At 73.0% G+C, this 18,576-nt stretch carries 15 protein-coding genes and 1 pseudogene; 10 read left to right on the top strand and 6 right to left on the bottom strand.

Translation table 11 applies throughout. From position 1 onward, the window contains the following. Positions 1-32: 32 nt before the first annotated feature. The 3 genes and pseudogenes from Phou_RS47270 to Phou_RS47260 all read left to right on the top strand — a co-directional run. A pseudogene (locus tag Phou_RS47270) lies at positions 33-1,736 on the top strand (bifunctional adenosylcobinamide kinase/adenosylcobinamide-phosphate guanylyltransferase); the annotation flags it as partial. Between the two features lie 13 nt (positions 1,737-1,749). Then, positions 1,750-2,505: an adenosylcobinamide-GDP ribazoletransferase gene (locus tag Phou_RS47265; RefSeq protein ID WP_173070852.1), complete on the top strand. Its 756-nt coding sequence runs from the start codon at positions 1,750-1,752 to the stop codon at positions 2,503-2,505. 49 nt (positions 2,506-2,554) lie between these two features. Beyond that, a complete protein-coding gene (locus tag Phou_RS47260; protein ID WP_173070850.1) occupies positions 2,555-3,490 on the top strand; it encodes a hypothetical protein in 936 nt (311 codons plus the stop codon). Positions 3,491-4,091: 601 nt separating this feature from the next. Here the strand turns inward: Phou_RS47260 and gcvT are convergent. Then, complete coding sequence (gene gcvT / locus Phou_RS47255; protein ID WP_173070848.1) at positions 4,092-5,180, bottom strand: glycine cleavage system aminomethyltransferase GcvT; 1,089 nt, start codon at positions 5,178-5,180, stop codon at positions 4,092-4,094. 182 nt (positions 5,181-5,362) lie between these two features. Between gcvT and Phou_RS47250 the strand changes: the two genes are divergently transcribed. Beyond that, on the top strand, positions 5,363-6,922 hold the full coding sequence (locus Phou_RS47250) for a leucyl aminopeptidase (protein WP_173070846.1): 1,560 nt from the start codon (positions 5,363-5,365) through the stop codon (positions 6,920-6,922). 163 nt (positions 6,923-7,085) lie between these two features. Here Phou_RS47250 and Phou_RS47245 read toward each other — a convergent pair whose 3' ends face one another. Further along, complete coding sequence (locus Phou_RS47245) at positions 7,086-7,418, bottom strand: hypothetical protein (protein WP_173070844.1); 333 nt, start codon at positions 7,416-7,418, stop codon at positions 7,086-7,088. Positions 7,419-7,637: 219 nt separating this feature from the next. Here Phou_RS47245 and lpdA point away from each other — a divergent pair, with 219 nt between their 5' ends. The 3 genes from lpdA (at position 7,638) to Phou_RS47230 (ending at position 11,917) form a co-directional block, all read left to right on the top strand. Further along, a complete protein-coding gene (gene lpdA / locus Phou_RS47240; RefSeq protein ID WP_246274718.1) occupies positions 7,638-9,017 on the top strand; it encodes a dihydrolipoyl dehydrogenase in 1,380 nt (459 codons plus the stop codon). Positions 9,018-9,057: 40 nt separating this feature from the next. Continuing rightward, on the top strand, positions 9,058-10,899 hold the full coding sequence (gene sucB / locus Phou_RS47235; RefSeq protein WP_173070840.1) for a 2-oxoglutarate dehydrogenase, E2 component, dihydrolipoamide succinyltransferase: 1,842 nt from the start codon (positions 9,058-9,060) through the stop codon (positions 10,897-10,899). A 115-nt stretch (positions 10,900-11,014) separates the two neighbouring features. Beyond that, positions 11,015-11,917: a TIGR01777 family oxidoreductase gene (locus Phou_RS47230; protein WP_173070838.1), complete on the top strand. Its 903-nt coding sequence runs from the start codon at positions 11,015-11,017 to the stop codon at positions 11,915-11,917. Here the strand turns inward: Phou_RS47230 and Phou_RS47225 are convergent. Genes Phou_RS47225 through Phou_RS47215 form a run of 3 tightly spaced genes read right to left on the bottom strand, consistent with a single transcriptional unit; the run spans position 11,859 to position 14,233 of the window. Further along, complete coding sequence (locus tag Phou_RS47225; protein WP_173070836.1) at positions 11,859-12,833, bottom strand: LLM class flavin-dependent oxidoreductase; 975 nt, start codon at positions 12,831-12,833, stop codon at positions 11,859-11,861. The two genes, Phou_RS47230 and Phou_RS47225, sit on opposite strands and share 59 nt — an antisense overlap. Further along, positions 12,823-13,215, bottom strand: a complete 393-nt coding sequence (locus tag Phou_RS47220) for an SCO5389 family protein (RefSeq protein ID WP_173070834.1) — start codon at positions 13,213-13,215, stop codon at positions 12,823-12,825. The genes Phou_RS47225 and Phou_RS47220 overlap by 11 nt, the downstream gene beginning before the upstream one ends. 58 nt (positions 13,216-13,273) lie before the next feature. Next, complete coding sequence (locus Phou_RS47215) at positions 13,274-14,233, bottom strand: ATP-binding protein (protein WP_173070832.1); 960 nt, start codon at positions 14,231-14,233, stop codon at positions 13,274-13,276. Between the two features lie 110 nt (positions 14,234-14,343). On the opposite strand from Phou_RS47215, the gene Phou_RS47210 reads away from it, so the two are divergent. The 3 genes from Phou_RS47210 to Phou_RS47200 are packed head-to-tail and all read left to right on the top strand — an operon-like array spanning position 14,344 to position 17,271. After that, positions 14,344-16,128: a DUF6311 domain-containing protein gene (locus Phou_RS47210; RefSeq protein ID WP_371872275.1), complete on the top strand. Its 1,785-nt coding sequence runs from the start codon at positions 14,344-14,346 to the stop codon at positions 16,126-16,128. Positions 16,129-16,186: 58 nt separating this feature from the next. Then, complete coding sequence (lipB, locus tag Phou_RS47205) at positions 16,187-16,828, top strand: lipoyl(octanoyl) transferase LipB (protein WP_173070830.1); 642 nt, start codon at positions 16,187-16,189, stop codon at positions 16,826-16,828. After that, entirely contained in the window at positions 16,825-17,271 is a 447-nt protein-coding gene (locus Phou_RS47200) for a cupin domain-containing protein (protein WP_173070828.1), read from the top strand. Before lipB ends, Phou_RS47200 begins: the two co-directional genes overlap by 4 nt. 9 nt (positions 17,272-17,280) lie before the next feature. Here the strand turns inward: Phou_RS47200 and aspS are convergent, their stop codons facing one another. Beyond that, positions 17,281-18,543, bottom strand: coding sequence for an aspartate--tRNA(Asn) ligase (gene aspS / locus Phou_RS47195; protein WP_173070826.1), 1,263 nt, complete (start codon positions 18,541-18,543; stop codon positions 17,281-17,283). Between the last annotated feature and the right edge of the window lie 33 nt (positions 18,544-18,576).

Genomic DNA, 18,576 nt, shown 5'->3' with positions numbered 1-18,576 from the left:
TGGCGTCCAGCGGACCGATCTAAGGTACGAGCATGTCCGTTGAGGGGTGGCGTACCGCACTGGTGCTCGGTGGCATCCGGTCCGGCAAGTCGGAGTTTGCCGAGTCGCTGGTGAGCAAGGCGCCTGTTGTCCGTTATGTGGCGACCGGTACGTCCAATGGCGACGACCCCGAGTGGGCCGCGCGCATCGAGGCGCACCGCGAGCGGCGGCCGGGTTCGTGGGTAACGGAGGAGATCGGCTCCGACCCCGCTCAGCTCGTCGAGCTGATCACGGCCGCGGGCGCGGAGGAGACGCTGCTCGTCGACGACCTCGGCGGCTGGGTGACCGGGCGGCTGCCGGAGGGCGGCCGGCCCGACGCGCTCGCCGACGCGGTGCGTGGCTGCCGTGCCCGGCTGGTCGTGGTCAGCCCCGAGGTGGGGCTCGCGCTGGTGCCGACGACCAAGGTGGGGCGGGCGTTCGCCGACGCGCTGGGCGAGGCCAACCGGGCGGTCGCGGAGGCGAGTGACGCGGTCGCGCTGGTCGTGGCCGGCCAGCCGAGCTGGCTCAAGCTCAACGACGCCTCCGCGCGGCCGGTGGCACTGCCCGACGTGATCGCGCCGGCCACTCCCGCACCCGTGGCCGCGGCGCCGGTGGTGGTGCCCACGCCTCCTCCCACGAACGGCGCTACGCCACCGCCCCCGGTGGCTGACGCGCTCTCCGCGCCGACGATGACGCTGCCGATGGTCTCCACCGGCCTGGTCATCCAGCCGGGCATGGACCTGCCGATGCCGGACGAGTACGCGGGTCCGCAGGCGACCGACCGACTCGCCACGCTCGACTTCGCCGGCTCGGGACTCGGTGCGCTGGCCGAGGTGGTGTCGTTCGCGGCGGGGACGCAGGGAGTCGCTGTACCCGCGGCGTGGGAGTCGGTGCGCGTACTCCTGCTTCATGGTGACCACGACGGCGGTGCCGCCGCCGGCACGACGTCGGGTGAGTCGGCGCGGCGGGTCGAAGCTGCCCGGGCCGGTGAGGGTGCACTCGCCCGCCTCGCCGCGGAGGCCGGCGCGAGCCTGCAGGTGGTGCCGGCGCTGCGGGCGGCGCCGATGGAGGACGGCCCGGCGCTCGCGGCGGACGAGGTGGAGGCGGCGCTGCGGTACGGCTGGCGGCTCGCCGAAGAGGCCGCCGACTCGGGAGTCGACCTGATAGTGCTGGCCGCCTGCGGCATCGGCACGGAGGCCGCGGCGGCGGCGGTGCTGGCGGCGGGCGCCGGCGCCGAGCCGGTCACGGTGCTGGGTCGGGTCGTCACGGCGGGCGGGCGGATCGACGACGCGGCGTGGATGGCCCGCTGCGCGGCGGTACGGGACGCGATGCACCGCTCCCGCCAGAGCCCGCGCGGCGCCAAGGACATCCTGGCCGAGGTGGGTGGCGGCGACATCGCGATCGCCACGGGCGTGCTGCTGGGCGCGACCGCCCGCCGCACGCCGGTGCTGCTCGACGGCCCGGTCGGCGTGGCCGCCGCCATCGTCAGCCGCGACCTCGCCGGCCAGGCGCGCCACTGGTGCCTGCTGCCGGACCACGGCGGCAACCCGGCGGTCAAGCACGCCGCCGACGTTCTGGGCCTCAAGCCGCTGCTCGACCTCCGCCTCGACCTCGGCGAGGGTGTCACGTCGCTGGCGGCGCTCCCGCTGCTGCGCGCGGCGCTCCGCCTGTCCGCGTCACTGCCCGCGCACCCGGCCGCCCCCGAGCCCGAGGTGGCCGCCTCCTGACGGCGTGGGGGCCGGCGCGCGGCTGGCGGTCACCACGTTCACGGTGCTGCCGGTGCGGGCCGGCCGGGTGGATCGGGAGGCGGCCGGCGCGGCGATGTCGCTCGCGGCCGTTGTGGGTGCGGCACTCGGCGCCGCGCTGGCCGGCGCGCTCCTCGCGCTTGACCGGGCCGGCGCGCCACCGCTGGTCGCCGGCGCGGTCACCGTCGCGCTCGGCGCGCTGCTCACCCGCGGCCTGCATCTGGACGGGCTGGCGGATACCGCCGACGCGCTCGGCTCGTACCGCTCGGGTGCGGCGGCGCTCGACATCATGAAGAAGCCCGACGTCGGCCCGTTCGGCGTGGTCACGCTCGTGCTCGCGCTGCTCGTCCAGGCCGCGGCGCTGGCCGCGCTCCCAGCCCGCCCGTGGGCCGCCACGCTGGCCGCCGTGGTCGCCGCCACCGCGGCCGGTCGCCTCGCCGCCGCCTGGGCCTGCCGACGCGGGGTGCCGGCGGCGCGCCCGGAAGGGCTCGGCGCGCTCGTCGCCGGCACGGTGGGACCGCTCGCGCTCGCGGTCGGCACGGCCGCCGTCGTGGCCACGGCCGCCGCCGCGGTGCCGGGCCGCCCCTGGCAGGGGCCGGTCGCCGTCGCCACCGCCCTCGCCGTCGCACTCGTCGTCACCCGCCACGTGGTACGCCGCCTGGGTGGTATCACCGGCGATGTCCTGGGGGCCGCGATCGAAGTCACCACAACGCTCACATACGTGGGACTGGCACTCGGGTGACGGTGCGGGGGACTGTCGGCGGCTGCGGTAGCGGGTAACGTTCATGGGCGTGGGAGAGCCCGACGACGCGCTGGTCCTGCCCGTGCCCGAGGCGGTGTCGGCCACCTACCTGGTGCCCGTCGCGATCCCGCCCGACGAGCCGGGCGCCGTGGCCGACCTGGCCGCGCGCGCGGTCGACCGCGTGGTGTCCGGGCCCGCCCGAGACCTGGCCAAGCAGATGCTCGCCGGTCCCCTGATGACGATCGAGACCCGCGAGGTCGACGACCTGCCGCCGCTGCCGCTCGATCTGCTGTCCGCCTTCGGCGCGGACGAGGGCCAGGTGGACCGCGTCGCCGACGCCACGCACGTGATCACGGTCAGCGCCGGCTTCCGCCCCGGCTGGCCGCCGGCACACGAGTGGAGCGCCCGCGCGGTCGCGGCCGCGCTCGCCCAGGCGCTGGGCACCGACCTGATCGACGCCTTCCAGACCCAGGTGCTCAGCGCCGACACGGCGCTGCGGTCGCTGCCCGACGCCGAGGGCCGCGTGCGACTCACCGACTGGATCCTGATTCCGTACTCGCCGGGCGACACACCCGGCGAAGGCATGTGGTTCACGACCAAGGGGCTGGGCCGCTTCGGGCTGCTGGAGCTGCAGACACACGACGTGCCAGCCCAGCTGACCCGCGGCTGGGGCGCGACGCTGACCGGCGTGGCCCGCCGCCTGCTGCGCACGTGGAGCGACGCGCTGGAGCCACCCGGCGAGCCTGCCTTCCTGCCCTTCCCCGCCACGGTGACGGTGACGGGGCACGACATCGCCGTGGCGTACGGCGCGCCGCCCGAGAAGGGCTCCGACCGCGCGGCCGAGCTGTCGCTGACGCTGGACCCGAGCCCCAACCCGGACGCCGACTCGTTCCTGACGGTCGGGCCGCCCGAGCACTACCAGGGCCCGCCCGGCACCTACTACACGCGCGTGTGCGCCACCCTCTTCGGCGACCCGGTCCGCTAGTCGATCAGCGCCCCCGCCCTGACGTGCGGTCCCTCATCGCGGTCTGTGACTGTCGATCAGGTGCAGGCGGTGTGAGCTTCGAAAGCTTGGTGAGTTTTGCGGGTTATTTCGACGCTAACTTGCCAAGATCTGCCGGTGCGGGCTCCTGGACTGAGCTCGGCGACCGCGGAGGGTGAGGCCGGCAATCGGGGTCGGACTCAAGAAGGCTCACCCCGACCGCGAAAGGACTCCAGACCACGAAGACGCCGAAAGTCGAGTGTCACTGCTGAGCCCATGATCACGCGAGGCCGCCCTCGGGGTGCGCCCAGCTCAGGAGCCACCGCGACCCGACGACCACCGACAGGCGCACCCCGTGGACCGACCCTCGATCCGGGGTTCTGGGCCGCCTGGAAAGCGTTGGGGTACCGGCCCGCAACCACCCAGCGCTTCCGCCGCGCCTTCACGGACCGACGACCGCCGTCACCCTCCGCGCCACCCGGCACCAATCCCACATGCAGATCATGGACGTCAGCTGCCCCTCCGGGGCTGTTGAGTCCCTCCGGGGGCCACGGGCGTCCACGATCACAAAGCACCGAGACCCTGGTCCGGACCAGCGCGGACGTCAGCGCACCTGGGGCTGCACGAACGGTGGCTTGACCACGCGCATCCTGGCGCGCCGCCCGCGGACGTCCACCTCCACCTCGGCCCCGTCGGCCAAGCCGGCCGCCGTGTCCAGGAGCGCGAGTCCGATGCCCACCTTTCGCGTCGGCGAGAACGTCCCGCTGGTCACCTCGCCCACCTCGTCGTCGCCGACCAGTACGCGCATCTGGGCGCGCGGGATGCCGCGGTCCAGTGCCTCCAGGCCGCGCAGCGTGCGGCGCGGGCCGGCCGCCTTCTCGGCGAGCAGCGCGTCGCGGCCCCAGAACGCGGGCTTGTCCCAGCCCACCGCCCAGCCGACCCGGCCCTGTACCGGCGTGATGTCCGGGGTGAGGTCCTGTCCGTGCAGCGCGTACCCCATCTCGGTGCGCAGCGTGTCCCGCGCGCCGAGGCCGCACGGCCGCAGGTCTGGGGTGGCCGCGAAGAGGCGGTCCCACACCTCGACGGCGCGCGCGGCGGGCACCACCAGCTCGTAGCCGTGCTCGCCCGTGTACCCCGTGCGGCATACCACCAGCTTGTCCACCGTCGCGAAGCTCATGTAGTCGTGGTCGGTGGGCAGCCCCAGTGCGGCGACGGCCTCGGTCGAGCGGGGGCCCTGCACGGCGAGCACCGCGTACCCCTCGTGCTCGTTTGTGACCGTGAGCTGCGGCGGTGCCGCGGCCTGGAGGCGGCGGACGACCTCGGCGGTGTTGGCCGCGTTCGGGATGAGGAAGACGTGGTCGTCGGCGTGCAGGTACGCGATGATGTCGTCGATCGTGCCGCCGGTCGCGTCGTCGCAGCAGAGCGTGTACTGCGCGCGGCCCGGCCCGATGCGGCCCAGGTCGTTGGTGAGGCAGGAGTTGACGAAGTCGGCCGCGCCCGGACCGGTCACCCGCGCCTTGCCCAGGTGGGAGACGTCGAAGACGCCGACCGACTCGCGCACTGCCGCGTGCTCGCGCAGGACGCCGCCGCCCGCGTACTCGAGGGGCATCTCCCAGCCGCCGAACGGGGCGAACTTCGCGCCCAGCGCCGCGTGCCGCTCGTGCAGGGCCGAACGCCGCAAATCTGCGCTCATGACCGTCCCCGCTTTCCTGCGGACGGCCGCAAAGGTGCCCGCAGATCGCGCGAATCCGCAAGCGGACCTCGCAAAATGATTCCCTCGCTGCGCTCGATCATGGGTGGCAACTTACCCAAGGTTCACCGTGTGGTTAGCATCGGCGGGACACCAGCCAGCGCGAGACCCGCCGGAGCCGCCGAGTGACCTCCCCCATCCCGACCCTGAGCCTGGTCGACACCGATCCCGCCGAGCTCGCCGTCGATGCCATCGTGATCGGCGTGCACAGCGTGAACGGGGACGCGGCCGACGGGGACGGTGGCACTCTGCTGCTGGCCAGCGGCGCGGAGAGCATCGTCGCGGCCTTCGACGGGCGCCTCACCGGCACGCTCGCGCTGCTCGGCGCCACCGGCGCGCCCGGCGAGGTGACCAAGCTCGCCACGCTCGGCACCATCACGGCGCCGGTCGTGGCGGCCGTGGGCCTCGGCCCCGAGCCGACCGGTGCCGCGCCGCCGCCCGAGACGCTGCGCCGGGCCGGCGGTGCCGCCATCCGCGCGCTCGCCGGCGCCGGCACGGTCGCGCTGAGCCTCCCGCTCCCCGACGACGAGGACGCGCCCGCGGCGCTCCGGGCCGTCTCCGAGGGCGCGCTGCTGGGTGCTTACCGGTTCAGCGGGTACAAGACGAAGCCGCAGCCCGGCCGCCGCGCGCCGGTGGGCGCGGTGGTGGTGCACGTGCCGGACGCGGCCGAGGCGGCCGCCGAGGCGGAGGTGACCCGGGCCGAGGTGGTGGCGCGGGCGGTCGCGCAGACCCGCGACTGGGTGAACACCCCGCCGAACGAACTGCGCCCGCCCGAGTTCGCCGACGCGGTGGCCGACGCCGGCCGCAAGGCGGGGCTCGACGTCGAGGTGCTCGACGAGGAGGCGCTGCGCGAGGGTGGGTACGGCGGGATCCTCGCCGTCGGCCTCGGCTCCTCGGCGCCGCCACGCATGGTGCGGCTGTCGTACACGCCGGAGACCTTCGACAAGCGCGTGGCGCTGGTGGGCAAGGGCATCACGTTCGACACCGGCGGTTTCTCCATCAAGCCGGCACAGGGCATGTGGGAGATGAAGTCCGACATGGCGGGCGCCGCCGCGGTCACCGCCGTGATGCTCGCGGTCGCCGCGCTCAAGCCGTCCGTGGCCGTCACCGCGTACGTGCCGATGGCCGAAAACATGGCCTCCGCCACCGCGTACCGCCCGGGTGACGTGGTGACCATGCGCAACGGCAAGCGGGTCGAGGTGCTCAACACCGACGCCGAGGGCCGCATGATCCTGGGCGACGCGATGGCCCGGGCCTGCGAAGACGCCTGCGACTACCTCTTCGAGACCTCCACCCTCACCGGCGGCCAGGTGGTAGCGCTGGGTAAGCGGGTGGCCGGCGTGATGGGTACGCCCGAGCTGTGCGACCGCGTCAAGGCGGCCGGCGACCAGGTCGGCGAGCCAGCGTGGCCGATGCCGCTGCCCGAAGACGTGCGCAAGGGAATGGACTCCGAGGTCGCCGACATCTCCCAGGTCAACGCCGGCATGGACCGGGCCGGTCACATGCTGCAGGGCGGCGTGTTCCTGCGCGAGTTCGTGGCCGACGACGTGCCGTGGGCGCACATCGACATCGCCGGCCCGAGCTACCACTCGGGCGAGCCGACCGGCTACTGGGCCAAGGGCGGCACCGGCGTCCCGGTGCGCACGCTGCTCGCGCTGATCGACGACATCGCCACCGCCGGCTGAAAACCCGCAAAACCGAAGAAGATCTGAGCTACCGCGACGTCCGTCGTGGTCCGGACCGTTGCGCGGGGCCCCCGGGGAAACGTGGAGCGCAGCGGAGCGTTTTCTTGGGGTGCGTTCCCGCGGCCTCACCCGCCGCGGGGGTTGGGCTCGCCCGCGGAAAGCGTCAGACGGCGCCGCCGGCCGCTTTCTTGCGGCGCTCGTTGAAGTCGCGCATGCGCTGCGGATAGCCGACCAGCGCCACGTCGTAGATCGGGATCGCCAGCCGGTGGGCGAAGCGCCGCGCACCCTCGGGGCTGTCGATACGCCGCCGCGTCCACTCGCCGTCGTGGGCGATGAGGAGGACGGTCGTCTGGGTCACCGTGGTGCGGGGCTCGATGAACGCCTCGACGCCGCGGCGGGACCGGACAAACTCCTCAAGGTGCTCCAGATCGGCACGATTCGCCACGCGCTGACCCGGCGCGCCGCCCGAATCCTTGCGCCGACGAAACCAGGCCACCGGCTCTCTCCTTCCGCGCCCTATCGATGAATGCGGCAAGCGTACGTCCCGCGGGCCGCCCACGTCCGGCCCGGCGAACCCACGCAGCGAGCCGCCAGCAGGTCCGCGGACGTGTCGTTGGGCACCTCGGTGACGCGTGATGCCTTCTCAAGTGACAAGATGGCCGAGGGATTTCACAGCGTAGACCCGCGTAGCAACGATGCGACCTGGGAGTTGAATATGAGCGGCGAGACCTTCGACGTAGTAATTCTCGGAGGCGGCAGCGGCGGTTATGCCACAGCCCTGCGAGCCGCACAACTGGACCTATCGGTCGTTCTTATTGAAAAGGACAAGCTCGGCGGCACCTGCCTGCACCGCGGCTGCATCCCGACAAAGGCGCTGCTCCACGCGGGCGAGGTCGCCGACCAGACCCGCGAATCCGACGCATTCGGCATCAAGGCCGAGCTCATCGGCGTCGACATGGCGGGGGTCAACGCGTACAAGGACGGCGTCGTCGCCAAGCTCTACAAGGGCCTGCAGGGTCTGGTCAAGTCCGCCAAGATCACGTATGTCGAGGGCACCGGCCGCCTCGTCGCGCCGGACACCGTGGAGGTCGACGGCACGCGCTACACCGGTCGCAACGTCGTGCTGGCCACCGGGTCGTACTCGCGCACGCTCCCCGGCCTCGAGCTCGACGGCAAGCGGGTCATCTCCAGCGAGCACGCGCTCAACCTCGACCGCGTCCCCAGCTCGGCGATCGTGCTGGGTGGCGGAGTGATCGGCGTGGAGTTCGCCAGCGCGTGGCGCTCGCTCGGCAGCGAGGTCACGATCGTCGAGGCCCTCCCCCGCCTGCTCGCCGCCGAGGACGAGGAAGCGTCGAAGACGGTTGAGCGGGCGTTCCGCAAGCGCGGCATCGGCTTCAAGACCGGCAAGCCGTTCGAAAAGGTCGAGCAGACCGAGAGCGGCATCCGGGTGACGATCGCCGGCGGCGAGACGCTCGAGGCCGAGCTGCTGCTCGTCGCCGTCGGCCGCGGCCCGACCACGGCCAACCTCGGCTACGAGGAGCAGGGCGTCAAGATGGACCGCGGCTTCGTCCTCACCGACGAGCGCCTGCGCACCAACGTGCCCAACGTGTTCGCCGTCGGCGACATCGTGCCCGGCCTCCAGCTCGCGCACCGCGGCTTCCAGCAGGGCATCTTCGTGGCCGAGGAGATCGCGGGTAAAAACCCGGCGCCGATCGACGAGGCCGGCATCCCGCGCGTGACGTACTCGGACCCCGAGGTCGCGTCCATGGGGCTGACCGAGGCGAAGGCCAAGGAGAAGTACGGCGCCGACAAGGTGCAGGCGTACAACTACAACCTCGGCGGCAACGGCAAGAGCCAGATCCTGCGCACCCAGGGCTTCGTCAAGCTGGTCCGGCTCGTCGACGGTCCCGTCGTCGGCGTGCACATGGTCGGCGCGCGGGTCGGTGAGCTGGTCGGCGAGGCGCAGCTCATCTACAACTGGGAGGCCTACCCGGCCGAGGTCGCCCAGCTCGTGCACGCACACCCGACGCAGAACGAGGCGCTGGGCGAAGCCCACCTCGCGCTCGCGGGCAAGCCGTTGCACGCACACGCCTGATTAGAGTTTTCCCGCGGAGCCTTTGAAGGAGTCTGGAAAGATGCCGGTATCCGTCCCCATGCCCCGCTTGGGCGAGAGCGTCACCGAGGGCACCGTCACTCGCTGGCTTAAGCAGGAGGGCGACCGCGTCGAGGTCGACGAGCCGTTGCTCGAGGTCTCCACCGACAAGGTCGACACCGAGATCCCGTCGCCCGCCGCCGGTGTGCTGACCCGGATCGTCGTGCAGGAGGACGAGACCGCCGAGGTCGGCGCCGAGCTGGCCGTCATCTCCGGCGACGACGAGGGCCAGGGCGCGGCGCCGGCGGAGACCCCGCAGGAGTCGCAGCCGGCCGCGGAGGCACCCGCACAGCAGTCGCAGCCGGCCGCGGAGGCACCCGCACAGGAGGAGCCGGCACCGGCGCAGGCCGCGGCCGCCCCGCCGGAGCAGCAGCCCAGCGACCAGGACGAGACGCCGCAGCAGGGTGGTGGCGGCACGCCCGGCGCGAGCGGTGGCACCACTGTCGTGAAGATGCCGGCGCTCGGCGAGAGCGTCACCGAGGGCACCGTGACCCGCTGGCTCAAGCAGGTCGGCGAAAACGTCGACCTGGACGAGCCGCTGCTCGAGGTCTCCACCGACAAGGTCGACACCGAGATCCCCTCGCCGGCCGCCGGCACGCTGCTCGAGATCAAGGTCCAGCAGGACGAGACCGCGGACGTCGGCGCCGACCTGGCCGTGATCGGCTCCGCGGGCACGCCGTCCGAGGGCCACGTGACCGAGTCCGCGCCGGCACCGGCCGTCGAGTCGACGAAGGCGCAGGGCGCACCCGCCGCCGAGCCGCAGCGCGCACCCGAGCCCGCGCCGCGCCCCTCCCAGCCCGAGCCGGCCAAGGCGCAGGCGGCTCCCGCCCAGCCGCAGCCGAGTGGCGTGGGCGCCCGCTCCGCGCAGGCAAACGGCGGCGACACGGCGTACGTGACGCCGCTTGTCCGCAAGCTCGCCAGCGAGCACAACGTCGACCTCGCCACGCTCAACGGCACCGGTGTCGGCGGCCGCATCCGCAAGCAGGACGTGCTGGAGGCGGCGGAAAAGGCGAAGGCCGCCGCGGCGGCGCCCGCACCCGCCCAGCCCGCGCAGAAGGCCGCCCCGGCGGCGGCCCCGGCCAAGTCCGAGCCGAGCCCGCTGCGCGGCCGCACCGAAAAGCTGACCCGCACGCGCATCTCGATCGCCAAGCGGATGTACGAGTCGCTGCAGTCCTCGGCACAGCTCACCACCGTGGTCGAGGTCGACGTCACGAAGATCGCCCGGCTGCGCCAGCAGGCCAAGGGCAACTTCCAGCAGCAGCACGGCGTCAAGCTGTCGTTCCTGCCGTTCTTCGCGGTGGCGGCGGTCGAGGCGCTCGGCCGGTTCCCGATCGTCAACGCCTCGATCGACCTCGACGGCGGCACGGTCACGTACCCGGACGGCGAGCACCTGGGCATCGCCGTCGACACCGAGCGCGGCCTGCTCGTGCCCGTCATCCGCGACGCCGGCGACCTCAACCTCGCCGGCCTGGCCCGCCGCATCGCCGACCTGGCCGAGCGCACCCGCACCAACAAGATCAGCCCGGACGAGATCTCCGGCGCCACCTTCACGCTCACCAACACGGGCAGCCGCGGCGCGCTCTTCGACACCCCGATCGTGCCGAAGCCGCAGTCCGCGATCCTCGGCACCGGCGCGGTGGTCAAGCGCGCGGTCGTGGTCGACGACCCCGACCTCGGCGAGGTCATCACGCCGCGCTCGATGTGCTACCTCGCGCTGTCCTACGACCACCGCATCATCGACGGCGCCGACGCCGCCCGCTTCCTCTCCGCCATGAAGGAGCGGCTGGAGGGCGGCCACTTCGAGGCCGACCTTGGTCTCGCCTAGCTCACACCCCACTGCGTGCGGTTGATCAGGGAGTTGGCGGGCGCGCCGGCCGGCGTGTCCACCCACCAAGTCCCTGATCAACCCCCAGGGGCCGCTGGCGGGAGAGGATGGGCGGATGCGGGTTGTGATCTCGGGCGCGTCCGGGTTTCTCGGGCAGCGGTTGGCGCAGTGGCTCGGCGAGAGCGGTCACCAGGTCACGCGGCTGGTGCGGCGCAGGGACGCGGGCGCCGGTGAGATCCCCTGGGACCCGGCCGCCGGCACGCTCGACCCCGCCGCGCTCGCGCCGCACGACGCCGTGGTCAACCTCTCCGGCGCGCACATCGGTGACCACCGGTGGACCGAGCGGTACAAGCGGGTGCTGATCGCCAGCCGGGTCGACAGCACCGGCACGCTCGCCCGCACCCTCGCGGCCCTGCCCGCCGGCGGGCGGCCGGCCACTCTTGTCAACGTCGGCGGCATCAACTGGTACGGCGACACCGGCGACACCACCGTCGACGAGCAGTCGGCCGCGGGCACCGGCTTCCTCGCCGACCTCTGCAAGGTGTGGGAGGCGGCCACCGCCCCGGCCGAGGAGGCGGGGGTGCGGGTCGTGCGGCTGCGCAGTGGCACGCCGCTGCACCGCGAAGGCGGCTACCTCAAGCCGCAGATGCTCCCCTTCCGCCTGGGGATCGGCGGCAAGCTGGGCAGCGGGCGGCAGTGGATGCCGTGGGTGTCGATGGTCGACTGGCTGCTTGCGGTCGCGTTCGTGCTGGAGCGGGACGACATCGCCGGTCCGGTCAACGTGGTCTCCCCGGAGCCGGTGCGAAACTCGGAGTTCACGAAGGAGCTCGGCGCGGCGCTGCACCGGCCGGTGATCATGCCGCTCCCCACGCCCGCGCTGCGGATCGCGCTGGGTGAGATGGCGCCGGAGACCCTCGCCAGCGTGCGCGCCCGCCCAGGTGTGCTGCTCGACGCCGGCTTCACGTTTCGGCAGCCGGCCGTACGAGACGCGCTGGAAGCCGCGCTCCACGACCGCTGAGCAGCGGCAGGACCTCCGCACCCAGGGTCGCGATCAGGTCCAGGGTGGCGGCCCGGTCGCCGGCCGCCTCGACCATCAGCAGCACCCGCGCCGCACCGGTGGCCAGCAGCCCTTCGGCGACCGCGGCGGGCGTGCCGATCGGGCTGGTGCGGATCAGGTGCTCGGCGTACGCGTCGGTGTCGCGGGGCGGCGCGCCGTCGAGCCGCAGGTACCCCCGCGTGGTGGCCAACCACGGCCGCAACGTGCGGCGGAGCCGGCCCTCGGCGGCGGCCTGGCTCTCCCCCAGCGCCACGAGCCGCGCCACGGCGTGCTCCACATCAGACGGTCCATATCGGTCGAGCAGCGCGGCCGGGTCGTCGTGCACGCCGAGCAGCAGCGGCAGCCCGCGCGCGGCCGCGATGTCCACCGTCGACGGTGAGGTGGCGGCGACCCACACCGGCAGCGGGCGGGGCGGCCTGGGTACGACGGCCACCTCGCGGAAGGTGAAGTGGCGTCCCGTGGCGCTCACGGTGGCGCGGCCGGACACCCAGTCGAGCAGGACGTCCAGCGACTCGGCGAAGCCGTGCTCGTACCGGGACAGGCCGGTGCCGAACACCTCCAGGTCGGCCCAGGGTCCGCCGCGGCCGACGCCGAGCCGGAAGCGGCCGCCGGACGCCTCGTCCAGCAGCACCGCCTCCTCGCCGAGCGCGACCGGATGGCGGTTGGAGAGCACGCACGCGGCGGTGCCCACGACAAGGCGGCTGGTGCGGCCCAGGATCACGCCGGCCAGCGCGGTGGCGGAAGGGCAGCGCCCGTACTCGATGAAGTGGTGCTCGGCGAGCCAGACCCCGGCGAAGCCGGCGGCCTCCGCGGCGACCGCGTAATCCACGGTCGCCGCGGCGCCATGCGCGCTGAGCAGGAAGAGATCAGCAGTCACGCAGCTCGGGCGACTGGTTGCGGAGCTGGGCCACCGGCGAGATGAAGTCCTGGTACGTCTCGCCGCCGACCGCGGACAGCCTGAACGCGGCCACCCGGTGGCAGTTCTGGAACGCGAGCTTCACGCCGAAGTGCCGCTCCAGCCCGCCCCGGATCGCGTCGCTGGCGAGGGCGCGCAGCAGCTGGCCGCGCTCCTTTTCGCTCGGCGGCGGCACGGCGTGGTCGGCGAACTCCGCGGTCGTCGTGGCCGAGCGGGCGGCGACGTCGGAGACGACCGCCCAGGCGTACGGCAGTGACTCGCGCACGCACGCGACGAACTCGGCGTCGTCGACCTGGCCGCTCTCGGCGCGCTCCAGCAGGGCGGCGGGTACGTCGAGGGACATGCTCTCTCCTTACGTTTCCGGGCGGTGTCGCTCGCTTCGCGAGCAGCAGCGCCACAACTCAGCGGGCCATCGCGTGTGGCCCGAGCACGAACTCCGGATCGACCTGGTCGGCGAGATCCTCGCCCACTTTGTCGTTGGCCCAGGCGGTCGCGTTGCGCAGATGGAACTCCACCGCCTGCCGGGTGTAGGTGGCCCAGTCCTTCGGACAAGCATCGACTGATTCACGCATCGTGTCCAGAGCGTCACGGTTAGCGATCTCCAGCGCGGAGAGCGGCTGCGGGCGGCCCCGCTCGGCCGCCTTGACGTACGCCGAGCGCCCCACCCAGGTCAGCAGGTCGTCGCCGACGTGCGCGCGAAGGAAGTCCACATCGGACTCGTCGTCGACCTTGTTGCCCACCACGTGGACACGTACGCCGAAGTCCCGCGCGTAGCCGACGTACTGCCGGTACACCCCGACGCTGCGCAGCGTCGGCTCACACACCAGGAACGTGGCGTCGAAGCGGGTGAACAGCCCGGACGCGAACGAGTCGGCGCCGGCGGTCATGTCCACCACGACGTACTCCCCGGCGCCGTCGACAAGGTGGTTGAGCAGCAGCTCGACCGCGCCGACCTTGGAGTGGTAGCAGGCCACGCCAAGATCCTCGGTCGCGAACGGGCCGGTCACCGCCAGCCGGATGCCGCCCACCTCGCGGACCAGCGCGTCGTAGATCGGGTTGTCACCGGTGATCGACAGCAGCCGGGAGCCCGGGCCGGGCGGCGTGGTCTTGACCATGGCCGCGGCCGAGGAGATGCGGGGGTTGGTCCCGCGCAGGTATTCCTTGATGTCGGGCAGGTGGTCGCCGAGCGCGGGCAGCAGCACCGCCTCGTCCTCGGCGGCGCCGAGCGCGGCGGCCAGGTGCTGGTTGATGTCCGCGTCGATGGCGAGCAGCGGCGCACCACCGCCAGCCAGATGGCGGGCGAAGAGGGCGGCCAGCGTGGTCTTGCCGCTGCCGCCCTTCCCGACCAGGGCGATTTTCACGGTACTGGGCTCCTTGGGCTCTCTCGTCTCTTGCTCGTATTGGATGTCATTTCCAATAACCATGCAAGCACTTCGGGTGTGTCGGGCCCAAATTGGTAGGGTTACGGGCCGTGACGCTGACCGAGCCCGTGGCCGCGCCCGCCGACCCGCCGGCCGCCTCGCGACGCCGCCCGGACCTTGTCGTCGCGACCCTCGCGCTCGGGCTCGCCGTGCTGGTCACCGCGGGCCTGTGGGCGGATCCCAACCACCGCACCATCAAGGTCAACTCCAGCGACCAGGCGCTGTTCGAGTGGCTGCTGGCCTACGGCGCGCACGCGCTCACCCACGCCGAAAACCCGCTCTTCACCCACCTGATGAACGTCCCCGACGGGGTAAACCTCGCGGTCAACACCTCGATCACCGTGTACGCGGTCGTGTTCGCACCGCTCACGCTGCTGGCCGGGCCACAGTGGTCGTTCGTCGTGATCCTCACGCTCAACCTGGCCGCGACCGCGTTCGCCTGGTACCTGCTGCTCTCCCGCTCCTTCCGGCTGCCGGTGCTCGCCGCGGCGGTCGGCGGCCTCTTCTGCGGCTTCGCGCCCGGCATGGTCTCGCACGCCAACGCCCACCTCAACTGGACCGCCGGCTGGCTGGTGCCGCTGATCGTGTGGCGGGTGTTCGCACTCCGCGAGCCGGACCGGTGGCGGCGCAACGGGCTGATCCTCGGCGTGCTCGTGGCGGTCGCGTTCTCGATCGCCGCCGAAGGGCTCTTCTTCACCGCGCTGGCGTGCGGGGTGTTCCTCGGCGTGTGGGGGCTGTCCCAGCGTGCCGAGGCGCGCGCCGCCCTGCCGCAGTTCCTGCGCGGGCTGGCCGTCACCGCGGGCGCGGCCGTCGTGCTGCTCTCGTACCCGCTGTGGCTGCACTTCTTCGGCCCGCAGCGCTTTCACGGCACCGGCTTCGACCCGAAGGTGCACAACGAGGACCTGGCCGCGTTCGCGGCGTTTCCGGAGCGGTCGCTGGCCGGCGTGGCCGGGCTGGACACCGGCCTCGCACCCAACCCGACCGAGGAAAACTCGTTCTTCGGCCTGCCGCTGCTCCTGCTCACGGTCGCCTGCTTCGTGCTGCTGTGGCGCCGCGCGGACCACGGCCGCCGGGCGATGCTGCGCGCGCTGGCCGTCACCGCCGGGGTGTTCTCCGTGCTGTCCCTCGGACCGGAGCTCAAGGTCGACGAGCGGCTGACCGGGATCCCGCTGCCGTACGCCGCGCTCGGCGCCATGCCCATCTTCAACGCCGCGCTGCCGGCGCGGCTCGCGCTCGTGGCGATCCCGCTGGTCGGGCTCGTGCTCGCGTACGCGCTGGCCGCCCTGGGGCCACGGCCGGCGCCGGCCTGGCTGGGCGCCTTCGCCGTCGCGCTGCTGCCGCTCGTGCCGGTGCCGCTGCACACCTCGGTGTACGAGCCGGTCCCCCGTTTCATCACGTCCGGCACCTGGCGCGAGTACGTCAGCGACGGCGGAGTGCTCGCCCCCGTCCCGCCCACGTCGGACGTGCTGCCGGACGGGCAGCGCTGGCAGACCTACGCGCTGGCGCACCGGCAGGGCGAGTTCCGCATCCCGGCCGGCTTCTTCCTCGGCCCCGGCGGCCCGGACGGCAAGGGCCGGATCGGACCGGTCCCCCGTCCCTCCGCCGAGCTGCTCTTCGAGGTGGCCCGCACCGGCGTCGTGCCGCCCATCACGGACGCCGACCGCGCGGCGGCCCGCGAAGACCTGCGCTACTGGGGCGCGGAGGCCGTGGTGCTCGCCGACCGGGTACACGGCGCGAAGTTTCCCGCCCATCCGGAAGCCTTGCTGCGCGCCACGACCGAGCTGCTGGGCCCGCCACAGCGCGTCGACGACGTGTGGCTCTGGCGCGCGGCCTAGCGTGACGTGAGCAGCGACACGCGGTGATGGGGCGCCTGAGCGGGTTTAGGCTGGTGGGGTGACTAGCGCACTCACCGGGCTGCGGCACCGGAATCTCGGCCGGATCGACTATCTGGCGGCGTGGGACGAGCAGCGGCGGCTGCACGAGGCCGTCGCCTCCGGTGCGGAGCCGGGCACCGTGCTCCTGCTCGAGCACCCCAGCGTGTATACGGCCGGCAAGCGCACCGAGCCGTTCGACCGCCCGGTGGACGGGACGCCGGTCATCGACGTCGACCGCGGCGGCAAGATCACGTGGCACGGGCCGGGGCAGGTGGTCGGTTACCCGATCCTCAAGCTGCCCGACCCCATCGACGTGGTGGCCTACGTGCGCCGCACCGAGCAGTTGCTGATCGACGTGTGCGCCGAGTTCGGACTGGCGACGACGCGGATCGAGGGGCGCAGCGGCGCGTGGGTGCGGGCCGACGACAAAGGGCCTGACCGCAAGGTCGGCGCGATCGGCATCCGGGTGTCGCAGGGCGTGACCCAGCACGGCTTCGCGCTCAACTGCGACTGTGACCTGTCCGTCTTCGACCGCATCGTGCCGTGCGGCATCCGCGACGCGGGCGTCAGCTCGCTCAGCGCCGAGCTCGGCCGGCAGATCACTGTCGCCGACGTCTTCCCGGTGGTGGAGCGCCACCTCGACACCCTGCTCGCCGAGTGAGCGTTCACGGGGTGGTGGTGCGGCCCGGCGAGGGGCGCACGTTCGCGTACGCGGGGCAGCCGATGCGGGTGCTCGCCGAGACACAGGGCTTCGCGGTCGTGGAGATGACCGTGCCGCCGCGCTTCGCCGGGCCGGTGCCGCACCGGCACCACGGCTTCGACGAGGGCATCCACGTGCTCAGCGGCACGCTCCTGCTGACGTATGGCACCGACGACCCGGTCGAGGCGACGGCGGGGGCGTTCTGCCTCACCCCGCGTGGCGTGCGTCACACGTTCGCCAACCCGACCGACGAGCCGGCCCAGGTGCTCGGACTGTGGTCACCCGGGCCGGCCGGCCTCGCGTTCATGGCGGACGTCGGCGCGCTCATCCCGCCGGGCGGTGCACCCGATCCGGCCGAGGTGGCCGCTGTGTACGCCGCCCACGACAGCGACCTGCTGCCCTGACGCGAGCCGCTACGGCGCCAGCCGATGGCGGTCGCGCGGAAACGCCGTCACCTCACGCACGTTCGTCGCGCCGGTGAGCCGGGCCACAAAGCGCTCCAGCCCTATCGCAAACCCGCCGTGCGGCGGCATCCCGTGGCGGAAGGTTTCCACATAGGACTCGTACGGCGCGAGCGGCTCGCCCCGCGCGGCCAGCGCCGCCACGTAGTCCTCGTACCGGTGCAGCCGCTGCCCGCCGGTGACCAGCTCGACGCCGCGGAAGAGCAGGTCGAAACCGTTCGTGTAGCCGGGACGCGCCGGGTCCGGGTGCGTGTAGAAGGGGCGCTTCGCCATCGGGTAGCCGGTGACGAACACGAAGTCCGAACCGTGCTCGCGTAAGGCCCACTCCCCGACCGCACGCTCGTCCGCGGGCGCCAGGTCGGCCGGGCCGGAGCCCGAGTCCTGCGCGGCGCCGGCGATCTTCAGCGCCTCGGTGAAGTGCACGGCGGGAAACTCGGCCGGCATCGCGGCGGGCAGGCCGGTCGCGCCGACCATGCCGCGGATCACCTCGGTCAGTACGGCCATGACGTCCCGGTGGTCCTCGACGAAGCCGAGTTCGGCGTCGAGCGACGTGTACTGGGCCAGGTGCCGCCCGGTCTCGTGCGGCTCGGCGCGGAAGACCGGCCCCACCTCGTACACGCGCTCGAAAACGCCCACCATCATCTGCTTGTAGAACTGCGGCGACTGGGCCAGAAACGCAGGGCGTCCAAAGTAGTCGATCGAGAACACGTTGGCCCCGCTCTCGGTGGAGCTGGCCACGATCTTCGGGGTGTGCACCTCCACGAAGCCCAGGCCGTCCAGTGTGGACCGGAAGCCGGCCGCGGCCGCCGCCGAGTGGCGCAGCGCGGTGGCGCGAGTGGCGTGGCGCAACGACAGTGACGCGTGGTCGAGCTGCGTCGGCAGGGTCGCACCGAGTTCGGGCCGGAAGAGGTCGAACGGTGGCGGCTGGGCAGGCGCGCCGAGTACCCGTACCAAAGGCTCGACCACCTCGACCCCGGCGGGCGCCGCCGGGTTCGCTACGGCCTTGCCGGTGACCTCGACGGCGGTCTCCTCCCCGACGGCCTCGACCTCGGCGCGGACACCGGGGTCGGTGACCACGACCTGGCTGAGCCCGGCGCGGTCCCGCAGGATCAGGAACGCCACCGACTTCAGCAGCCGGCGGCGGTGCACCCACCCGGCGAGCCGCACGGGCTCGCCGATCCGGGCGGGGAGCTGGGTGGAAAGGATGCGTTGCATCGGGCACCTCCTCGTCATCGCGCAACGCGATCC

This window comes from Phytohabitans houttuyneae (assembly GCF_011764425.1).
Classification (GTDB): Bacteria; Actinomycetota; Actinomycetes; order Mycobacteriales; family Micromonosporaceae; genus Phytohabitans; species Phytohabitans houttuyneae.
The sequence above is the reverse complement of the archived record's forward strand: the minus strand, read 5'-3'. Positions and strand labels throughout refer to the sequence as shown.

Bases quoted from the DNA above. Each gene is read 5' to 3' on its own strand.
- Phou_RS47220 (WP_173070834.1), bottom strand. From the start codon at position 13,215: ATGTCCCTCGACGTACCCGCCGCCCTGCTGGAGCGCGCCGAGAGCGGC.
- gcvT (WP_173070848.1), bottom strand. From the start codon at position 5,180: ATGAGCGCAGATTTGCGGCGTTCGGCCCTGCACGAGCGGCACGCGGCG.
- Phou_RS47230 (WP_173070838.1), top strand. From the start codon at position 11,015: ATGCGGGTTGTGATCTCGGGCGCGTCCGGGTTTCTCGGGCAGCGGTTG.
- sucB (WP_173070840.1), top strand. From the start codon at position 9,058: ATGCCGGTATCCGTCCCCATGCCCCGCTTGGGCGAGAGCGTCACCGAG.
- lpdA (WP_246274718.1), top strand. From the start codon at position 7,638: ATGAGCGGCGAGACCTTCGACGTAGTAATTCTCGGAGGCGGCAGCGGC.
- aspS (WP_173070826.1), bottom strand. From the start codon at position 18,543: ATGCAACGCATCCTTTCCACCCAGCTCCCCGCCCGGATCGGCGAGCCC.